Source organism: Pseudomonas sp. P110(2024) (assembly GCF_057480795.1).
The window spans coordinates 166358-184230 of record NZ_JBLIYT010000003.1 but is presented as its reverse complement, the minus strand read 5'-3'; the positions used below and the strand labels follow the sequence as shown (position 1 = coordinate 184230).

Below are 17873 nucleotides of genomic sequence, written 5' to 3'. Positions count from 1 at the left end.
AGCATACCACCGGCCGACGCCGCGTCGCAGTTGACGGCGGTCAAGCAAAGGCGTCCGATAGAAGGCCTTTGCGACCCTCGACGACAGGAGTATGTGATGGCCAAGCGTATCCAGTTCAGCCAGCATGGCGGCCCGGAAGTCCTGCAACTGGTGGAGTTCGACCCGACACCGCCCGGCCCGCAGCAGGTGCGGGTGCGTAACCATGCAATCGGCTTGAATTTCATCGACACCTATTTCCGTGGCGGGCTGTATGCGCCGCCTGCGCTGCCTTCCGGGCTGGGCACCGAAGCGGCCGGCGTGGTCGAGGCGGTGGGCGAGGGTGTCAGCCGGATCAAGGTCGGCGACCGCGTGGCCTATGCCGGTGGGCCGCTTGGGGCCTACAGCGAGGTGCATACGCTGCCGGAGGCCAACCTGGTGAAGCTGCCGGAGGCGATCAGCTTCGAACAGGCGGCGGCGGTAATGCTCAAGGGGCTGACCACGCAGTATTTGCTCAAGCAGACCTATGCCGTGCAGCCGGGGGACTTCGTGCTGTTCCATGCCGCCGCTGGCGGTGTGGGGTCGCTGGCTTGCCAGTGGGCCAAGGCGCTGGGCGCGAAGCTGATCGGTACCGTCAGCTCTGCTGAGAAAGCCGAACGGGCCAAGGCCCTCGGCGCCTGGGCGACCATCGACTACAGCCATGAAGACGTGGCCAAGCGTGTGCTGGAGCTGACAGACGGTCAGAAGTGCGCGGTGGTGTATGACGGCGTGGGGGCCGATACCTGGCTGACTTCGCTGGATTGCCTGCGGCCGCGCGGTTTGATGGTCAGCTTTGGCAATGCCTCCGGCGCGGTAACCGGGGTCAACTTGGGGATCCTGTCGCAGAAGGGGTCGTTGTATGTCACCCGGCCGACGCTGGCGAGCTACGCCAACAATGCCGAGAACACCCAGGCCATGGCCGATGACCTGTTCGCGATGATCGCCAGCGGCAAGCTGGTTGTGGATATCCAGCAACGGTATCCGTTGAGCGAGGCGGCCAAGGCGCAGGCGGAGTTGTCGGCGCGGCGGACCGTTGGCTCGACTGTGCTTCTGCCTTGAAGCCCCTATCGCGCAGGTGGTCGAGGGCCTTGATGCCGGTGTCGTAGGCACAGCGCAGGTAGAGCGCGACGTGCACCAGGGCGTCGTGGGCTTCAATGTTGGGGTTTACGGTGAAGAGTGGAGGGTGGCCGGCGTCGCAGCGGCCGAAGGGGTGGGTTGTGGTGTTAGGAAGTGGTGGATCGCGGACAATCTTCTTGTTCATGGCAACCTCTACCAGGGTAGGGCTGACACCTCGTCCGTTACCACACGAATGGGTGGCAGCTGTACACGGGGTGGTAAACCGGGGAGGTACCAGACCCGGCAGGCTCGAAAGCCTCCCGCGCACAGCCGCCATGGACGACTCTGATACCTTCCTGTTACCGGGTTACCACACCCGATCGCCAAGTTATTCGGCGACGGTTTGGAGCCTAAAGGCAGGCGTTCCCACTGAGAAGGTAATCGCAGTCGACAGACTGCGTAGGATATTTCTCTGAATTCAGAATGGGCAGCCATCTGGGTGCAAATCAGAAAAATCGGCGGGAATTCTGGGGCCGCTTTGCGGCCCTTTCGCGACACAAGGCCGCTCCCACAGGTTACAGCGCCAAGCCTGAGAGCTGCGCTGTACCTGTAAGAGGGGCCTTGTGCCGCGAAACGAGGGCGAAGCCCTCGCCAGCGGTATCAGCCCGGGCGCACAACCTCGCCGGTCGCCAGGTCGCGAATCAGGCTCGGGTTCTTCCGCCCACCCAACGCCCCACCCAGCACCATGTCCAGCTGCTTGTGGAAATACTGCTCCACTCGCAACCGGCTCTTGGCCGCCGGCCGCCCGGCCGGGTTGCACGAGGTGGAGATCAACGGCCCGACCAGCGCGCACAGCTCCCGCACCTGTGGGTGATCGCTGACCCGCAGCGCCACGGTGTCGTGCTGCCCGGTCACCCACTCGGGCAGCAGGCCCTGGTGCGGCACCAGCCAGGTGTTAGGCCCAGGCCAGGTGGCGCTCATGCGGTCGATCCAGTCCTGGGGGAAATCCTCGAACAGAAAGTCGAACTGGCGAATGTTGTCGGCGACCAGGATCAGCCCTTTATCCACAGGTCGCGACTTGAGCGCCAGCAGGCGATACACCGCGTCCTCGTTCCACGGGTCGCAGCCCAGGCCCCAGACCGCTTCCGTCGGATAGGCGATCACCGCACCCGCCTTCACCTCGCGCGCGGCTTGTTGCACACGCCAACTGCTCACCATTTTCCGTCTCTCCGCATTAACGCCGTGCGCGCAGTGTACTTAGCCCGCACGGGCAAACCAACGCCCGGCTTCATTGCTCACCCGGCCTTCGAGCTCCAGCTCGGTAAGGCTGGCCAGTACCTGGGCCAGTGGCAGGCCGCTGCTGCTGGCCAGGCCCTCGGTGGTCTGGGGTGCGGCGTGGAGCAGGGCGATCAATGGATGAGCGGGTTTATCCACAATCGCAGGCGGCAGGTTCTGCCACCCACGCAGGCTGTCGAGGATCTGCTCCACGCTTTCCACCAGCAGGGCACCGTCGCGGATCAACTGATGGCAGCCCTTGGCGCCGGGGTGATGAATGGACCCGGGAATCGCGTACACCTCCCGCCCCTGTTCGGCGGCAAGCCGTGCGGTGATCAACGAACCGCTGGCCAGGCTGGCCTCGACCACCAGCACACCCAGCGACAAGCCGCTGATGATCCGGTTGCGACGCGGGAAGTTGCCGGCCAGCGGGCCGGCATCCAGCGGGTACTCGGAAACCAGCGCGCTGCCACTGTCGAGCATTGCCCGTGCCAGGTCACGGTGGCGCTGTGGATAAAGTTTTTGCAACCCCGTGCCGAGCACCCCGATGGTCTGCCCGCCGGCCTTCAAAGCGGCCCGATGAGCGGCACCGTCGACGCCCAGCGCCAGCCCGCTGGTGATGGTGAAACCAGCCTGGGAAAGGCATCGGGAAAACGCGCCTGCGGTATCCAGCGCCGGGGGTGAAGCACGCCTGCTACCCACGATCGCCAGTTGCGGTTGTTCGAGTAAATCGGGGTCGCCCGCGACGAACAACAGCGGCGGCGGATCGTCTATCTCGGCCAGCAACGCCGGGTAGCCAGGCCCGTCCCACATCAGTAAATACTGGCCCGGACGCTCTAGCCAGCGCATTGCAGCCAATGCGCCATCGCGCACTTGCGGGCTGCGCCGGGCGTCTATACTGGCAACCTTCAGTCCCAACGCCTGCCAGGCACTGGCCGGCGCGCTGAGTGCCGACGAGGCACTGCCGAACGCTTCGATGAGGGTATGGAAACGACGCAAGCCAATCTCCGGAAGGCTATGAAGACGCAGCCGCGCCTCCAGTTCCGCAGGCGGACAAGGCGACGAACGGGATGGGTTCATGGTGGATCATCCTTGATCGACAGGGGGCCATATACGTGGCGCAACCTGTGGATAACTTTGTGAGTAACACTTTGAAAAGCTGTCCATGAAATGGCAGCTATCAAGCCCATAGAGACCCTAGCCAAGCTTCACAGGTGCCGAACGCCCCATTTCCCTTTATTATGTGTGCTCAGTTTTCAACCGACCGCACAGTGACTGCCTGACCGCCATGGCTATTTTGAACATTCTCGAATTTCCCGATCCGCGCCTGCGCACCATCGCCAAACCGGTGACGGAGTTCGACGACGCCTTGAGCCAGCTGATCGACGACATGTTCGAGACCATGTACGAGGCGCCCGGCATCGGCCTGGCCGCCACCCAGGTCAACGTGCACAAGCAGGTCGTGGTGATGGACCTGAGCGAAGACCGCAGCGAGCCGCGCGTCTTCATCAACCCCACGGTCGAGGAGCTGACCCACGACATGGGCCAGTACCAGGAAGGCTGCCTGTCGGTGCCCGGCTTCTACGAGAACGTCGATCGCCCGCTGCGCGTGCGGGTCAAGGCCCAGGACCGCGACGGCAAGCCCTACGAACTGGAATGCGAAGGCCTGCTGGCCGTGTGCGTGCAGCACGAGTTCGATCACCTCAACGGCAAGCTGTTCGTCGATTACCTGTCCCAGCTCAAACGCGATCGGATCAAGAAGAAGCTGGAAAAGCAGCACCGCCAGCAAGCCTGATCCCCACCTTCCAGAAGGCTTGCTCCGGCAAGCCTTTTTCTTTTTGAAGAAGCGAGAACTCCATGCGCATCGTCTTCGCAGGCACTCCAGAGTTTGCCGCCGAACACCTCAAGGCCCTGCTCGACAGCCCGTACGAGATCGTGGCCGTCTACACCCAGCCCGATCGCCCGGCCGGCCGTGGCCAGAAGCTCATGCCGAGCGCGGTAAAGGCGCTGGCCGTGGCCCACGACATCCCGGTGTACCAGCCGCAGACCCTGCGCAACGCCGAGGCGCAAGCCGAGCTCGCCGCGCTCAAGCCGGACCTGATGGTGGTGGTCGCCTACGGCCTGATCCTGCCGCAAGTGGTGCTGGATATTCCGCGCCTGGGCTGCATCAACAGCCACGCCTCGCTGCTGCCGCGTTGGCGTGGCGCGGCGCCGATCCAGCGCGCCGTGGAAGCCGGCGACGCCGAGAGCGGTGTGACCGTGATGCGCATGGAAGCCGGCCTGGATACCGGCCCGATGCTGCTCAAAGTGGTCACCCCGATCAGCGCCGAGGACACCGGTGGCACCCTGCATGACCGCCTCGCCGAAATGGGCCCGCCTGCTGTAGTCCAGGCAATCGCCGGCTTGGCAGACGGTTCGCTGCAAGGTGAAGTGCAGGACGATGCCCTGGCCACTTATGCCCACAAGCTGAACAAGGACGAAGCCCGCATCGACTGGAGCCGCCCGGCCGTCGAGCTGGAGCGCCTGATCCGTGCCTTCAACCCCTGGCCGGTGTGCCACAGCACCCTCGACGGCGAAAGCGTGAAGGTGCTGGCCGCCAACTTGTCCACAGGCAAGGGCGCCCCCGGCGAAATCCTCTCCGCCAGCAAGGACGGCCTGGTGGTCGCCTGCGGTGACGGCGCACTGAGCCTGACCCGCCTGCAACTGCCCGGCGGCAAGGCCCTGGCCTTCAGCGACCTGTTCAACAGCCGTCGCGAGAAGTTCGCCGGTGGCAAGGTGCTCGGCCAATGAACCCACGCCTGGCCGCCGCCCGTGCCCTTGCCGCTGTGCTCAGCGGCAAGGCTTCGCTGAACAGCTCGCTGCCGGCGCAGCTGGACAAGGTCGAGGAGCGCGACCGCGGCCTCACGCAAGACCTGGCCTTCGGCACCGCCCGCTGGCAGCCACGCCTGGACCTGCTGGCCGCACAACTGCTGCAGAAGCCATTCAAGGCCGCCGACGCCGATGTGCAGGCGCTGCTGCTGGTCGGCCTGTACCAGCTGTTCTACACGCGCATCCCGGCCCACGCCGCCATCGGCGAAACCGTGGGTTGCGCCGACAAACTCAAGAAGCCGTGGGCCAAGGGGCTGCTCAACGCCGTTCTGCGCCGCGCCCAGCGTGAAGGCGAGGAACTGCTCGCCAGCATGGAACGCGACCCGGTGGTGCGTACCGCCCACCCGCGCTGGCTGCAGAAATCGCTGAAAGCCTTCTGGCCGGAACAATGGGAAGCCATCTGCGCCGCCAACAACGCCCACCCGCCGATGATCCTGCGGATCAACCGCCGCCATCACAGCCGCGATGCCTACCTGGCGCTGTTGGCCGAGGCCGGCATCCAGGCCAGCGCCTGCCAGTACAGCCGTGACGGCATCGTCCTGGCCGAGGCCTGCGACGTGCGCGGCCTGCCGGGCTTCGCCGACGGCTGGGTGAGCGTGCAGGACGAAGCCGCGCAGCTGTCCGCCGACCTACTCGAACTGGCCCCCGGCCAGCGCGTGCTCGACGCCTGCTGCGCCCCGGGCGGCAAGACCTGCCACCTGCTGGAAGCCGAACCTGGCCTGGCCCACATGGTCGCCATCGACCTGGAAGCCAAGCGGCTGGCCCGCGTGCGCGAGAACCTCGACCGCCTCAAGCTCGACGCCGAGCTGATCGCCTGCGACGCCCGCGATACCGCCAGCTGGTGGGACGGCAAGCCGTTCCAGCGCATCCTGCTCGATGCGCCCTGCTCGGCCACCGGCGTGATCCGCCGCCACCCCGACATCAAGCTGACCCGCCAGGCCGAGGACATCCCGGCCCTGGCCACGCTGCAAGGCGAGCTGCTCGACGCCCTGTGGCCGACCCTGGAAGTGGGCGGCATGCTGCTCTACGCCACCTGCTCGAGCCTGCCGACCGAGAACACCGAAGTGATCGACGCCTTCCTCGCCCGCACCCCCGGCGCCCGCGAACTGGACCTGGCCACCGAGGCCGGCCTGCGCCAGCCCCACGGCCGCCAGTTGCTGGCCCAGGAAGGCGGCCACGACGGTTTCTACTATGCCAAGCTGATCAAGATCGCCGCCTCGCGCGGGTAAGAACAAGAACCTAGGGAGTAGCGGATGAAGATCATCATCCTCGGCGCAGGACAGGTCGGCGGCACGCTGGCGGAGCATCTGGCCAGCGAAGCCAACGACATCACCGTGGTCGACACCGATGGCGACCGTCTGCGCGACCTGGGCGACCGCCTGGACATCCGCACCGTGCAGGGCCGCGGCTCGCTGCCGACGGTGCTGCGCCAGGCCGGCGCCGACGACGCCGACATGCTGGTGGCGGTGACCAACAGCGACGAGACCAACATGGTCGCCTGCCAGGTCGCCTATTCGCTGTTCCACACCCCGACCAAGATCGCCCGGGTGCGCGAGTCGGCCTACCTGACCCGCGAAGAGCTGTTCGACAACGACCATATCCCGGTGGACGTGCTGATCAGCCCTGAACAGGTGGTGACCAACTACATCAAGCGCCTGATCGAACACCCCGGCTCGCTGCAGGTGATCGACTTCGCCGAAGGCAAGGCCCAGCTGGTGGCGGTCAAGGCCTACTACGGCGGCCCGCTGGTGGGCCAGCAACTGCGCCAGATCCGTGCCCACATGCCCAACGTCGATACCCGCGTGGCGGCGATCTTCCGTCGCGACCGGCCGATCACGCCTAAGGGCGACACGGTGATCGAGGCCGACGACGAGGTGTTCTTCATTGCCGCAAAAAAGGATATCCGCGCAGTGATGGGCGAGCTGCGGCGCATCGACGAAACCAACAAGCGCGTGGTCATCGCCGGCGGCGGACAGATCGGCGAGCGTCTGGCCGAGGCCATCGAGAGCCGCTACCAGGTAAAGATCATCGAGATGAACCCGGCGCGCTGCCGCTACCTCTCCGATACCCTGGAGAGCACCGTGGTGCTGCAGGGCAGCGCTTCTGATCGCGACCTGATGCTCGAAGAGAACATCGCCGACGCCGACATCTTCCTGGCCCTGACCAACGACGACGAAGCCAACATCATGTCGTCGCTGCTGGCCAAGCGCCTAGGCTCGCGCAAGGTGATGACCATCATCAACAACCCGGCCTACGTCGACCTGGTGCAGGGCGGCGAGATCGACATCGCCATCAGCCCGCAGCTGGCCACCATCGGCACTTTGCTGGCCCACGTGCGCCGCGGCGATATCGTCAGCGTGCACTCGCTGCGCCGGGGCGCGGCCGAGGCCATCGAAGCGGTGGCCCATGGCGATTCGAAATCGAGCAAGGTGGTGGGCAAGGCCATCGAGGACATCTCGTTGCCACCGGGCACCACCATCGGCGCGATCATCCGCGACGAGGAAGTGCTGATCGCCCACGACGACACGGTGATCGAGTCGGGCGACCATGTGATCCTGTTCGTTGTGGATAAAAAGCATATTCGGGACGTGGAGAAGCTGTTCCACGTGGGCCTGAGTTTCTTCTAGGAGGGAAGGACATGCGCGAATCGCTGGAGAAGATGCTGGCCAAGGGTGTGGATAACCCGCTGCTGAGATTCGGCCTGGGCAAGGCCTGGCTGGACGAGGGCAATGGCGCGCAAGCGGCGGTGCACCTGTCGGCTTGTGTGAAGCAGGATCCGAAGTACTCGGCTGCGTGGAAGCTGCTGGGGAAGGCGTATCAGTTGAGCGGGGATCTGGACGGCGCGCGCAAGGCCTGGGAAGAGGGGATCGTCGCGGCGCAGGCCCATGGCGACAAGCAGGCCGAGAAAGAAATGACCGTTTTTCTCAAGAAGCTAAACAAGGCTTGAGATCGCCGGGGCTGCTTTGCAGCCCATCGCGACACAAGGCCGCTCCTACAGAGGATTGCGGTCGCCTGTAGGAGCGGCCTTGTGTCGCGAAAGGGGCGCAAAGCGCCCCCAACAATCTCAATACCAGCGCGCCTCACCCGCCGGACGCTTCTTGAAGCGCTTCATGCTCCACATGTACTGGCTCGGATACTCGCGCACATAACGCTCGACCACCTTGCTCATGGCCGCCGCCGATTCAGTCACATCGGTGCTGTACATCGCTTCCGGCGCCGCTTCCAGGAACACCTTGAAACCCGAGCCATCCGGCAACCGCAGGGCATGCAGGAAAACCCCCACCGCCTTGCCGCCAGCCAGCATGTTCGGCACGAACTTGCTGGTCAGCGCCTGGGTGCCGAGGAACGGCACGAACACACCCGCGGACTCGGCCGGCTCCGGGTCGGCCGGAATCCCCACCTGGCCACCCCGGCGCACTTCCTTGATCACGCTGAGGATGCCTTCCTTGGTCGAAGGCGCCACGCGGTTGCCCATCTGCACCCGCTGTTCACGCAGCAGGTCATCCACCGCCTTCAGCTTGGGCGGGCGGTAGAAGATGATCGGTTTGCACTGGTTGCAATAGAAGTGGTTGAGCACTTCCCAGTTGCCCAGGTGGCTGGTGATGCCCACCACGCCCTTGCCCGAGGCCAGGGCCTGCTCCAGCACTTCAAGGCCGTGCACTTCCTTGACCAGCTCCAGCGAGCGCTGCGGCGGCCAGATCCAGGCACAGGCGCTCTCGACAAACGACTTGCCGATGTCCTTCAACGCACGGCCAACCAGCTGCTCGCGTTCGACCGGGTCCATCTCCGGGAAACACTTGGCCAGGTTGATGCGCACGACATTGCGCGAGCCATTGGGGATTTTCCACATCAGCCAGCCGATACCAGCGCCGACGCGCTGCACAGCGCCCCAAGGCAGCTTGGCAAACAGGCGCAGCACCCCGACCATCAGGGCGCCCTTGAACTTTTCCACAGGCGAATTCCTTATTTCAGCAAGGCGCGCATTGTACCCCGTCAGCGCACCAGCGCGGCGTAGCGATCGCAGTCGGTGGTGTGGTCCATGACCATGCCGGTGGCCTGCATGAAGGCGTAGCAGATGGTCGGCCCGACAAAGGTGAAACCGGCCTTTTGCAGGGCCTTGCTCATGGCCTTGGCCTCGTCGGTGACCGCCGGCACGTCGCCACGGCCCTGGAAATGATTGATCTTCGGCGCGCCTCCGACGAACGACCACAGCCACTGCGCCGGGTTATCCACAGCCAGCCAGGCCAGGGCGTTGCGGCGCACGGCCTTGAGCTTGAGACGATTGCGGATGATGCCGGGGTCCAGCATCAGCTCCTCGATGCGCTCATCGCTCAGGCGCGCCAGCTTCACCGGATCGAAGCCATCCAGCACCTGGCGATAGCGTTCGCGTTTCTTCAATACCGTGATCCACGACAACCCCGCCTGGAACCCTTCGAGCAAAAGCATCTCGAAGAGCAACGCCGGGTCGTGCTGCGGCGTTCCCCACTCGTGGTCGTGATAGGCCTGGTACAACGGATCGTCGGAACACCAAAAGCAGCGTGGCATAAGGCTCCAATAACGTAGAGGGCGAGGCGAATCGGGTATACTCCCGCTCTTTACATCCGCATCCCCAGATACAGGTGAATTTCGTGAGCCAGCCTACGCCAGCCGTGCGTACCTTCCAAGACCTGATCCTCGCCCTGCAGAACTACTGGGCCGAGCAAGGTTGTGTGGTGCTTCAGCCCTACGATATGGAAGTAGGCGCCGGCACTTTCCACACCGCTACCTTCCTGCGCGCCGTCGGCCCGGAGACCTGGAACGCCGCCTACGTGCAGCCCAGCCGTCGCCCTGCCGACGGGCGGTATGGCGAAAACCCCAACCGCCTGCAGCACTACTACCAGTTCCAGGTGGTGCTCAAGCCGAACCCGGCCAACTTCCAGGAGCTGTACCTCGGCTCGCTGAAAGCCATCGGCCTGGATCCGCTGGTTCACGACATCCGCTTCGTCGAAGACAACTGGGAATCGCCGACCCTCGGCGCCTGGGGCCTGGGTTGGGAAATCTGGCTGAACGGCATGGAAGTGACCCAGTTCACCTACTTCCAGCAGGTCGGTGGCATCGAGTGCTACCCGGTCACCGGTGAGATCACCTACGGCCTGGAGCGCCTGGCCATGTACCTGCAGGGCGTGGACTCGGTCTACGACCTGGTATGGGCCGACGGCCCGTTCGGCAAGGTCACCTACGGCGACGTGTTCCACCAGAACGAAGTGGAGCAGTCGACCTACAACTTCGAGCACGCCAACGTCGAGAAGCTGTTCGAACTGTTCGACTTCTACGAAAGCGAAGCGAACCGCCTGATCAAGCTGGACCTGCCGCTGCCGACCTACGAAATGGTCCTGAAGGCCTCGCACACCTTCAACCTGCTGGACGCCCGCCGCGCCATCTCGGTGACCGAGCGCCAGCGCTACATCCTGCGCGTGCGTACCCTGGCCCGGGACGTGGCGCAAAGCTATCTGCAAGCCCGCGCACGCCTGGGCTTCCCGATGGCCTCTCCCGAACTGCGTGACGAAGTGTTGGCTAAGCTGGAGGCTGCACAATGAGTGCTCAAGATTTCCTGGTTGAACTGGGCACCGAAGAGCTGCCACCGAAGGCCCTCGCCACCCTGGGCGACGCCTTCCTCGCCGGCATCGAGAAAGGCCTGCAGGCCGCCGGCCTGAACTACACCGGCAAGCAGGTCTACGCCGCGCCGCGTCGCCTGGCCGTGCTGATCCGCCAGCTGGACGTGCAGCAGCCGGACCGCAGCATCAACATCGACGGCCCGCCCGTGCAGGCCGCGTTCAACGCCGAAGGCCAGCCGACCCAGGCCGCCCTGGGCTTTGCCAAGAAGTGCGGCGTGGAGCTGTCGGACATCGACCAGAGCGGCCCCAAGCTGCGCTTCTCCCAGCACATTCCGGGCAAGGCCACCGCCAGCCTGCTGCCGACCATCGTCGAGGATTCGCTCAACGACCTGCCAATCCCCAAGCGCATGCACTGGGGCGCCAGCCGTGAAGAGTTCGTGCGCCCAACCCAGTGGCTGGTGATGCTGCTGGGCGATCAGGTGGTCGACTGCACCCTCCTGGCCCAGAAGGCCGGCCGTGAATCGCGTGGCCACCGCTTCCACCACCCGGAAAACGTACTCATCACCACCCCTGCCAACTACGTCGAGGACCTGCGCAAGGCCCACGTGCTGGCCGACTTCGCCGAGCGTCGCGAGCTGATCAGCAAGCGCACCGCCGAGCTTGCCATGCAGCAGGAAGGCACGGCCATCGTGCCGCCGGCGCTGCTGGACGAAGTGACCGCCCTGGTCGAGTGGCCGGTGCCGCTGGTGTGCTCGTTCGAGGAGCGTTTCCTCGAGGTGCCGCAGGAAGCCCTGATCACCACCATGCAGGACAACCAGAAATACTTCTGCCTGCTGGACAGCGAAGGCAAGCTGCTGCCGCGCTTCATCACCGTGGCCAACGTCGAGAGCCGCGATCCGAAGCAGATCGTGCAGGGTAACGAGAAGGTCGTGCGCCCACGACTGACCGACGCCGAGTTCTTCTTCAAGCAGGACAAGAAGCAGCCGCTGGAAAGCTTCAACGAGCGCCTGAAGAACGTGGTGTTCCAGGCTCAGCTGGGCACCGTGTTCGACAAGGCCGAGCGCGTTTCCAAGCTGGCCGCCTTCATTGCCCCGTACATCGGTGGCAGCGCCGCCAACGCCGGCCGTGCCGGCCTGCTGTCCAAGTGCGACCTGGCCTCGGAAATGGTCGGCGAATTCCCTGAAATGCAGGGCATCGCCGGCTACTACTACGCCCTCAACGACGGCGAGCCGCAAGACGTCGCCCTGGCGCTGAACGAGCAGTACATGCCGCGCGGCGCCGGCGCCGAGCTGCCGCAGACCCTCACCGGTGCCGCCGTGGCCATCGCCGACAAGCTCGACACCCTGGTCGGGATCTTCGGCATCGGCATGCTGCCCACCGGCAGCAAGGACCCGTACGCCCTGCGTCGTGCTGCCCTGGGCGTGCTGCGTATCCTGATCGAGAAGCAGCTGGACCTGGACCTGGCCGTCGCGGTCGAGTTCGCGGTCAAGCAGTTCGGTGCCAAGGTCAAGGCCGCCGGCCTGTCCGAGCAGGTGCTGGAGTTCGTCTTCGACCGCCTGCGCGCGCGCTACGAGGACGAAGGCATCGACGTCTCCACCTACCTGTCGGTGCGTGCCCTGAAGCCGGGCTCGGCGCTGGACTTCGACCAACGCGTGCAGGCCGTGCAGGCCTTCCGCAAGCTGCCGGAAGCCGAAGCCCTGGCCGCGGCGAACAAACGCGTATCGAACCTGCTGGGCAAGGCCGAAGGCGCCATCGCCGACCAGGTCGAGCCGAAGTACTTCGACAACGCCAATGAGTTCTCCCTGTACTCGGCCATCCAGCAGGCCGACCAGGCCGTGCAACCGATGGCGGCCGCGCGTCAGTACAGCGAGGCCCTGGCCCGCCTGGCCGCCCTGCGTGACCCGGTCGACGCCTTCTTCGAGGCGGTGATGGTCAACGCCGAGGATGCCAAGGTGCGCGCCAACCGTTATGCCCTGCTCAGCCGCCTGCGCGGTCTGTTCCTGGGCGTGGCCGATATCTCGCTGCTGGGGTGAGTCGTTGAAACTGCTGATCCTTGATCGAGACGGAGTGATCAACCACGACTCCGACGCCTACATCAAGTCGCTGGAGGAGTGGATCCCCATTCCTGGCTCGATCGAGGCCATCGCGCAGTTGAGCAAGGCAGGCTGGACGGTGGCGGTTGCCACCAACCAGTCCGGCATTGCCCGCGGCTACTACCCGCTGGAAACCCTCGAGGCCATGCATGCGCGCCTGCGCGCGCTGGTGGCCGAGCAGGGCGGCGAGGTCGGCCTGATCGTGCATTGTCCGCACGGCCCGGACGAGGGCTGCGACTGCCGCAAGCCCAAGCCCGGCATGCTGCGGACAATCGCCGAGCACTACCAGGTACCGCTGGCCGGCGTATGGTTCGTCGGTGACAGCAAAGGTGACCTGGAGGCGGCCCTGGCCGTCGATGCACAACCCGTGTTGGTAAAAACCGGCAAGGGTGAAAGGACCCTGGAAAAAGGTGTCCCGCAAACTACACTGATTTTCGACGATCTGGCAGCCATCGCCAGAGAAATTATTTAAATGAGTGCGCCAGGACCGGCGCACTTTTCATTAGGCGGGCACGCCCCGCAACGGTACACGCCACTATGTCGATCCTGCAGGCGATCAGAATCTTTCTTTTTTACCTGCTGTTGGGCACCAGTTCGCTGCTGTGGTGCTCGCTGAGCTTCTTCGTCGCGCCTTTCCTGCCGTTCCCCAAGCGCTACAAGTTCATCAACGTGTACTGGTGCCGCTGCGCGCTGTTCCTGGTGCGGACGATCCTGCGTATCGACTACAAGGTCACCGGCGCCGAGAACGTGCCTGACGTGCCCTGCGTGATCCTGTCGAACCACCAGAGCACCTGGGAGACATTCTTCCTCTCGGCGTACTTCTCGCCGCTGAGCCAGGTGCTCAAGCGCGAGTTGCTGTACGTGCCGTTCTTCGGCTGGGCCATGGCCATGCTGCGACCGATCGCCATCGACCGGAAGAACCCGAAGGAGGCTCTGCGCCAAGTTGCCAGCCAGGGCGACGAACTGCTCAAGCAGGGTACCTGGGTGCTGATCTTCCCCGAAGGCACCCGCGTGCCGCATGGGCAGATGGGCAAGTTTTCCCGCGGCGGCACCGCGCTGGCGGTGAATGCCGGCCTGCCGGTATTGCCGATCGCCCACAACGCCGGCAAGTTCTGGCCGCGTGAAGGCTGGGGCAAGCGCCCGGGCACCATCGAGGTGGTGATTGGCGAGCCGATGTATCCGGAGGGGACAGGCCCGCGTGCCATCGCCGAGCTCAACGACCGTGCCCAGGCATGGAACGAGGCGGCTCAACGCGCCATGGGTTCGCTGCCGCCAGCGGCGGAAAAACCCGAGCAGCAGCCTGCCTGACGTTCTGTGGATAACTTGTTAGCAATTTTTGGATTAAGCGTCTTAAAACATAGCTAAGTGATTGAATTAGCTATTTATTTCCGTGTATGACGTTTTTTCGAAAATCGTGCATAAGTTTTTTCCCGCGATAAAAAAACCGGCTTTTACGCCGGTTTTTTTATAGGTTGATCGCTTTGATCGAGTCGTGGGAGCGGGCTTGCCCCGCGATGGCGTCCTCAGTGCTGGCGACATCGCGGGGCAAGCCCGCTCCCACGTTGTATCCCTCTCAATCCTCACACCTTGTCGATATCCACATCCCGGGTCTCTTTCAGGCAGAAGATCCCCACCACCAGGCTCACCCCGGTGATCAGCACCGGGTACCAAAGCCCATAGAAGATGTCCCCGGTGTACACCACCAACGCGAACGACACCGTCGGCAGGAAGCCGCCGAACCAGCCGTTGCCGATGTGGTAGGGCAGCGACATCGAGGTGTAGCGGATGCGCGTCGGGAACAGCTCGACCATCACCGCCGCCAGCGGCCCGTAGGTCATGGTGGCGATCAGGATCATGGCGACGATCAGCACCACCACCATCACCTGGTTCACCTGCGCTGGGTCCGCCTTGGCCGGGTAGCCGGCGCTATCGATGGCACTGCGCATGGCCGTTTCGTCGAAGCCATTGATGGTCTTGTCGCCGATGCTGACGATCACCTCGCTGCCAGCGACACTCACCGAGCCGTAGGGCAGGCCCTGCTTGACCAGGAACGTCTTGACCTTGTCGCACGGGCTGTCGAAGCGTGCCTTGCCCACCGGATCGAACTGGAAGGTGCAGCCCTTGGGATCTGCGGTGACGACGATCGGCGCCTGGCGACTGGCGGCGTCGATCTGCGGATTGGCGTAATGGCTCAGGGCCTTGAACAGCGGGAAGTACAACACCGTCGCCAGCAAAAGGCCAAGCATCAGGATCGGCTTGCGCCCGACCCGGTCCGATAGCCAGCCGAAGAACACGAAGAACGGCGCACCGATCACCACGCTGATGATCAGCAGGGTGTTGGCCTGGGCCGGGTCCATCTTGAGCATCTGGGTCATGAAGAACAGCACGTAGAACTGCGCGGTGTAGAAGGTCACCGCTTGCCCGGCATTGATGCTGAACAGTGCCGTGAGCACCACTTTCAGGTTCGGCCAGGAGGTGAACGACTCGCGGATCGGCGACTTGCTCACCTTGCCCTGGGCCTTCATTTTCACGAAGGCCGGCGACTCGTGCATGCTCATGCGGATCCAGGTGGATATCGCCAGCAGCACGATCGACAGCAGGAACGGCAGGCGCCAGCCCCAGGTTTCGAACTGGTCGCCACTGATGTAGCGGCTGGCCAGGACGACGGTCAGCGACAGCAGCAGGCCCAATGTGGCAGTGGATTGGATGAAGCCGGTGTGGAAACCACGTTTGCCATGAGGCGCGTGCTCGGCGACATAGGTGGCCGCGCCGCCGTATTCACCGCCCAACGCCAGGCCCTGAAGCATGCGCAGCACCACCAGGATGATCGGCGCGGCGATACCGATGCTGGCGTAGGTGGGCAAAAGACCCACGGCGAAGGTCGACAGGCCCATCAGCACAATGGTCACCAAGAAGGTGTACTTGCGCCCGATCATGTCGCCCAGCCGGCCGAACACCAGCGCGCCGAACGGGCGCACCAGGAAGCCGGCGGCGAAGGCCATCAGGGCGAAGATGAAGGCGGTGGTGTCGTTGACCCCCGCGAAGAATTGCTTGCTGATGACCGCGGCCAGCGCGCCATAGAGAAAAAAGTCATACCACTCGAACACCGTCCCGAGGGATGACGCGAAAATGATCTTGCGCTCTTCACGACGGCTTGGGCTGCTCGCCGCCGCCCCCTGTTCCTGGATGTAATCCGACATCGTTGCTGTCCTCGGCCCGCAGGCCACAGTGATTATTCTTGTTGTTCCACTGTCGGCGACTTGCGACCACAAGCCGCCGCTGTTGCAAACACCCGGGTCAGGGCGTCGGTATCGCGCTGGCGTCGCTGAGGTTGGTCTGGGTATTGGCCCCCTTGAGGATCAGTTGTGCCGCCTTTTCGGCAATCATCAACGTGGGTGAACAGGTATTGCCGGAGACGATCTGCGGCATGATCGATGCGTCGGCCACGCGCAGGCCGGGAATGCCATGCACGCGAAGCTGGTTATCCACAACATCGAGCGCGCCACTGCCCATGCGGCAGGTGCCCACCGGGTGGAAGATGGTGGTACCGATCTGGCCGGCGGCCTGGTGCAGGTCGTCCTCGCTCTGCAAGGCGGGGCCTGGCAAATACTCGCGAGGATCGAAGGCCGCCAGGGCAGGGGCCTGGACGATGCGTCGGGTGAGGCGGATGGCCTCGGCGGCGACGCGCAGGTCCTCGGGGTCGCTCAGGTAGTTGGGGTCGATCACCGGCGCGGCATTCATGTCCGCCGAGCGGATGTCGATGCGTCCACGGCTCGCCGGGCGCAGGTTGCACACCGAGGCGGTGAACGCCGGAAAGCGATGCAGCGGCTCGCCGAAGCGGTCCAGCGACAACGGCTGCACGTGGTATTGCAGGTTGGCCGTTGCCTGCTCGGGGCCTGAACGGGCGAAGGCGCCCAGCTGGCTCGGCGCCATGGCCAATGGGCCACTGCGGTCGTAAGCGTAGCGCAGGCCCATGCCCAGCTTGCCCCACAGGCTGTTGGCCATCTGATTGAGGGTGCGGGTGTTGTGGACCTGATAGATCAGGCGCAGTTGCAGGTGATCCTGCAGGTTGCCGCCAACCCCGGGCATCTCATGGCGAACTCCGATACCCAAGCCTTCGAGCAGCTTGCGTGGGCCGATGCCGGAGCGTTGCAGAATGCCGGGGGAGCCCACGGAGCCCGCGCACAGGACGATCTCGCGGCGAGCGGCGAACTCATGCCAGGCGCCTTGCCACGAGGCCTTCACCGCCCGGGCGCGGGTGTTGTCGAGCAGCACCTGGTCGACCTGCACGCCCGTCAACACTGTCAGGTTGGGGCGCTTGAGGATGGACCTGAGAAACGCCTTGGCCGAGTTCCAGCGCACACCGCTGCGCTGATTGACCTGAAAATATCCACAGCCCGCGTTGTCGCCCATGTTGAAGTCGTCGACCTTGGCGATGCCACTCTGCTCGGCGGCATCGCGGAAGGCATCGAGGATCGGCCAGCTGTAGCGCTGCTGCTCGACCCGCCATTCCCCCTCGGCGCCGTGGCTGTCGCTGGCGCCGGCGAAGTGGTTCTCGCAGGCCTTGAACAAGGGCAGCACATCCTTCCACGCCCAGCCGTCGTTGCCTTGCTCGGCCCAGCGGTCGTAGTCGGCGGCCTGGCCCCGCATGTAGATCATGCCGTTGATCGACGAGCAGCCGCCCAGCACCTTGCCCCGTGGATAACCCAGGCTGCGACCGTTCAGGCCGGGCTGGGCCTCGGTCTTGAAGCACCAGTCGGTGCGTGGATTGCCGATGCAGTAGAGGTAACCGACGGGGATGTGAATCCAGGGATAGTTGTCGCGGCCACCCGCCTCGAGCAGCAATACGCGGCACGAAGGGTCGGCGGACAAGCGGTTGGCCAATAGGCAACCGGCGGGACCGGCTCCCACGACCACATAGTCGTAGACAGGATCGGCTGATGGCATGTGCAACCTCGCGCCTGATTATTAT

General features: G+C 64.4%; 16 protein-coding genes and 1 pseudogene. 10 read left to right on the top strand and 7 right to left on the bottom strand.

Annotation, left to right across the window (positions count from 1 at the left end; genetic code table 11):
* Positions 1-96 precede the first annotated feature (96 nt).
* A complete protein-coding gene (locus AC25ND_RS05980) occupies positions 97-1074 on the top strand; it encodes an NADPH:quinone reductase (protein ID WP_182321988.1) in 978 nt (325 codons plus the stop codon).
* A gap of 1 nt (position 1075) precedes the next feature.
* Here the strand turns inward: AC25ND_RS05980 and AC25ND_RS05975 are convergent.
* The 3 genes and pseudogenes from AC25ND_RS05975 to dprA form a co-directional block, all read right to left on the bottom strand.
* A pseudogene (locus AC25ND_RS05975) lies at positions 1076-1276 on the bottom strand (hypothetical protein); the annotation flags it as partial.
* Positions 1277-1731: 455 nt separating this feature from the next.
* Entirely contained in the window at positions 1732-2289 is a 558-nt protein-coding gene (gene tsaC / locus AC25ND_RS05970; RefSeq protein ID WP_069015955.1) for an L-threonylcarbamoyladenylate synthase type 1 TsaC, read from the bottom strand.
* A 39-nt stretch (positions 2290-2328) separates the two neighbouring features.
* Entirely contained in the window at positions 2329-3426 is a 1098-nt protein-coding gene (gene dprA, locus AC25ND_RS05965) for a DNA-processing protein DprA (RefSeq protein ID WP_186595184.1), read from the bottom strand.
* A 208-nt stretch (positions 3427-3634) separates the two neighbouring features.
* Here dprA and def point away from each other — a divergent pair, with 208 nt between their 5' ends.
* From def to AC25ND_RS05940, 5 genes are all read left to right on the top strand, one after another.
* Entirely contained in the window at positions 3635-4141 is a 507-nt protein-coding gene (gene def, locus AC25ND_RS05960; RefSeq protein WP_028690050.1) for a peptide deformylase, read from the top strand.
* Between the two features lie 62 nt (positions 4142-4203).
* A complete protein-coding gene (fmt, locus tag AC25ND_RS05955; RefSeq protein ID WP_028690049.1) occupies positions 4204-5136 on the top strand; it encodes a methionyl-tRNA formyltransferase in 933 nt (310 codons plus the stop codon).
* Positions 5133-6443: a 16S rRNA (cytosine(967)-C(5))-methyltransferase RsmB gene (gene rsmB / locus AC25ND_RS05950; RefSeq protein ID WP_069015957.1), complete on the top strand. Its 1311-nt coding sequence runs from the start codon at positions 5133-5135 to the stop codon at positions 6441-6443. The genes fmt and rsmB overlap by 4 nt, the downstream gene beginning before the upstream one ends.
* Before the next feature lie 24 nt (positions 6444-6467).
* Positions 6468-7841, top strand: a complete 1374-nt coding sequence (gene trkA, locus AC25ND_RS05945; protein ID WP_182321991.1) for a Trk system potassium transporter TrkA — start codon at positions 6468-6470, stop codon at positions 7839-7841.
* An 11-nt stretch (positions 7842-7852) separates the two neighbouring features.
* The gene (locus tag AC25ND_RS05940) at positions 7853-8161 is read left to right on the top strand and encodes a tetratricopeptide repeat protein (protein WP_028690046.1); all 309 of its coding nucleotides are present in this window, start codon (positions 7853-7855) and stop codon (positions 8159-8161) included.
* 117 nt (positions 8162-8278) lie between these two features.
* On the opposite strand, the gene AC25ND_RS05935 is transcribed toward AC25ND_RS05940, so the two are convergent.
* On the bottom strand, positions 8279-9166 hold the full coding sequence (locus AC25ND_RS05935; RefSeq protein ID WP_028690045.1) for a lysophospholipid acyltransferase: 888 nt from the start codon (positions 9164-9166) through the stop codon (positions 8279-8281).
* A gap of 41 nt (positions 9167-9207) precedes the next feature.
* Positions 9208-9759, bottom strand: coding sequence for a DNA-3-methyladenine glycosylase I (locus AC25ND_RS05930; RefSeq protein WP_028690044.1), 552 nt, complete (start codon positions 9757-9759; stop codon positions 9208-9210).
* A gap of 83 nt (positions 9760-9842) precedes the next feature.
* On the opposite strand from AC25ND_RS05930, the gene glyQ reads away from it, so the two are divergent.
* The 4 genes from glyQ to AC25ND_RS05910 all read left to right on the top strand — a co-directional run bounded on the left by glyQ (position 9843) and on the right by AC25ND_RS05910 (position 14209).
* Positions 9843-10790, top strand: a complete 948-nt coding sequence (gene glyQ, locus AC25ND_RS05925; protein WP_011531473.1) for a glycine--tRNA ligase subunit alpha — start codon at positions 9843-9845, stop codon at positions 10788-10790.
* Positions 10787-12841: a glycine--tRNA ligase subunit beta gene (gene glyS, locus AC25ND_RS05920; protein ID WP_062360031.1), complete on the top strand. Its 2055-nt coding sequence runs from the start codon at positions 10787-10789 to the stop codon at positions 12839-12841. Before glyQ ends, glyS begins: the two co-directional genes overlap by 4 nt.
* Before the next feature lie 4 nt (positions 12842-12845).
* The gene (gene gmhB / locus AC25ND_RS05915; protein ID WP_028690042.1) at positions 12846-13373 is read left to right on the top strand and encodes a D-glycero-beta-D-manno-heptose 1,7-bisphosphate 7-phosphatase; all 528 of its coding nucleotides are present in this window, start codon (positions 12846-12848) and stop codon (positions 13371-13373) included.
* Positions 13374-13438: 65 nt separating this feature from the next.
* Positions 13439-14209, top strand: coding sequence for a lysophospholipid acyltransferase family protein (locus AC25ND_RS05910; RefSeq protein ID WP_028690041.1), 771 nt, complete (start codon positions 13439-13441; stop codon positions 14207-14209).
* 272 nt (positions 14210-14481) lie between these two features.
* On the opposite strand, the gene AC25ND_RS05905 is transcribed toward AC25ND_RS05910, so the two are convergent.
* Positions 14482-16101, bottom strand: a complete 1620-nt coding sequence (locus AC25ND_RS05905; RefSeq protein WP_062360033.1) for an MFS transporter — start codon at positions 16099-16101, stop codon at positions 14482-14484.
* Between the two features lie 97 nt (positions 16102-16198).
* The gene (locus AC25ND_RS05900; protein WP_028690039.1) at positions 16199-17848 is read right to left on the bottom strand and encodes a GMC family oxidoreductase; all 1650 of its coding nucleotides are present in this window, start codon (positions 17846-17848) and stop codon (positions 16199-16201) included.
* Positions 17849-17873: the final 25 nt, after the last annotated feature.

What these genes read in the sequence shown, in the direction of transcription:
- AC25ND_RS05980 (WP_182321988.1), top strand. Translation starts at nt 97, where the DNA reads ATGGCCAAGCGTATCCAGTTCAGCCAGCATGGCGGCCCGGAAGTCCTG.
- AC25ND_RS05900 (WP_028690039.1), bottom strand. Translation starts at nt 17,848, where the DNA reads ATGCCATCAGCCGATCCTGTCTACGACTATGTGGTCGTGGGAGCCGGT.
- rsmB (WP_069015957.1), top strand. Translation starts at nt 5,133, where the DNA reads ATGAACCCACGCCTGGCCGCCGCCCGTGCCCTTGCCGCTGTGCTCAGC.
- dprA (WP_186595184.1), bottom strand. Translation starts at nt 3,426, where the DNA reads ATGAACCCATCCCGTTCGTCGCCTTGTCCGCCTGCGGAACTGGAGGCG.
- glyS (WP_062360031.1), top strand. Translation starts at nt 10,787, where the DNA reads ATGAGTGCTCAAGATTTCCTGGTTGAACTGGGCACCGAAGAGCTGCCA.
- fmt (WP_028690049.1), top strand. Translation starts at nt 4,204, where the DNA reads ATGCGCATCGTCTTCGCAGGCACTCCAGAGTTTGCCGCCGAACACCTC.
- tsaC (WP_069015955.1), bottom strand. Translation starts at nt 2,289, where the DNA reads ATGGTGAGCAGTTGGCGTGTGCAACAAGCCGCGCGCGAGGTGAAGGCG.
- trkA (WP_182321991.1), top strand. Translation starts at nt 6,468, where the DNA reads ATGAAGATCATCATCCTCGGCGCAGGACAGGTCGGCGGCACGCTGGCG.
- AC25ND_RS05930 (WP_028690044.1), bottom strand. Translation starts at nt 9,759, where the DNA reads ATGCCACGCTGCTTTTGGTGTTCCGACGATCCGTTGTACCAGGCCTAT.
- AC25ND_RS05940 (WP_028690046.1), top strand. Translation starts at nt 7,853, where the DNA reads ATGCGCGAATCGCTGGAGAAGATGCTGGCCAAGGGTGTGGATAACCCG.
- AC25ND_RS05905 (WP_062360033.1), bottom strand. Translation starts at nt 16,101, where the DNA reads ATGTCGGATTACATCCAGGAACAGGGGGCGGCGGCGAGCAGCCCAAGC.
- def (WP_028690050.1), top strand. Translation starts at nt 3,635, where the DNA reads ATGGCTATTTTGAACATTCTCGAATTTCCCGATCCGCGCCTGCGCACC.
- AC25ND_RS05910 (WP_028690041.1), top strand. Translation starts at nt 13,439, where the DNA reads ATGTCGATCCTGCAGGCGATCAGAATCTTTCTTTTTTACCTGCTGTTG.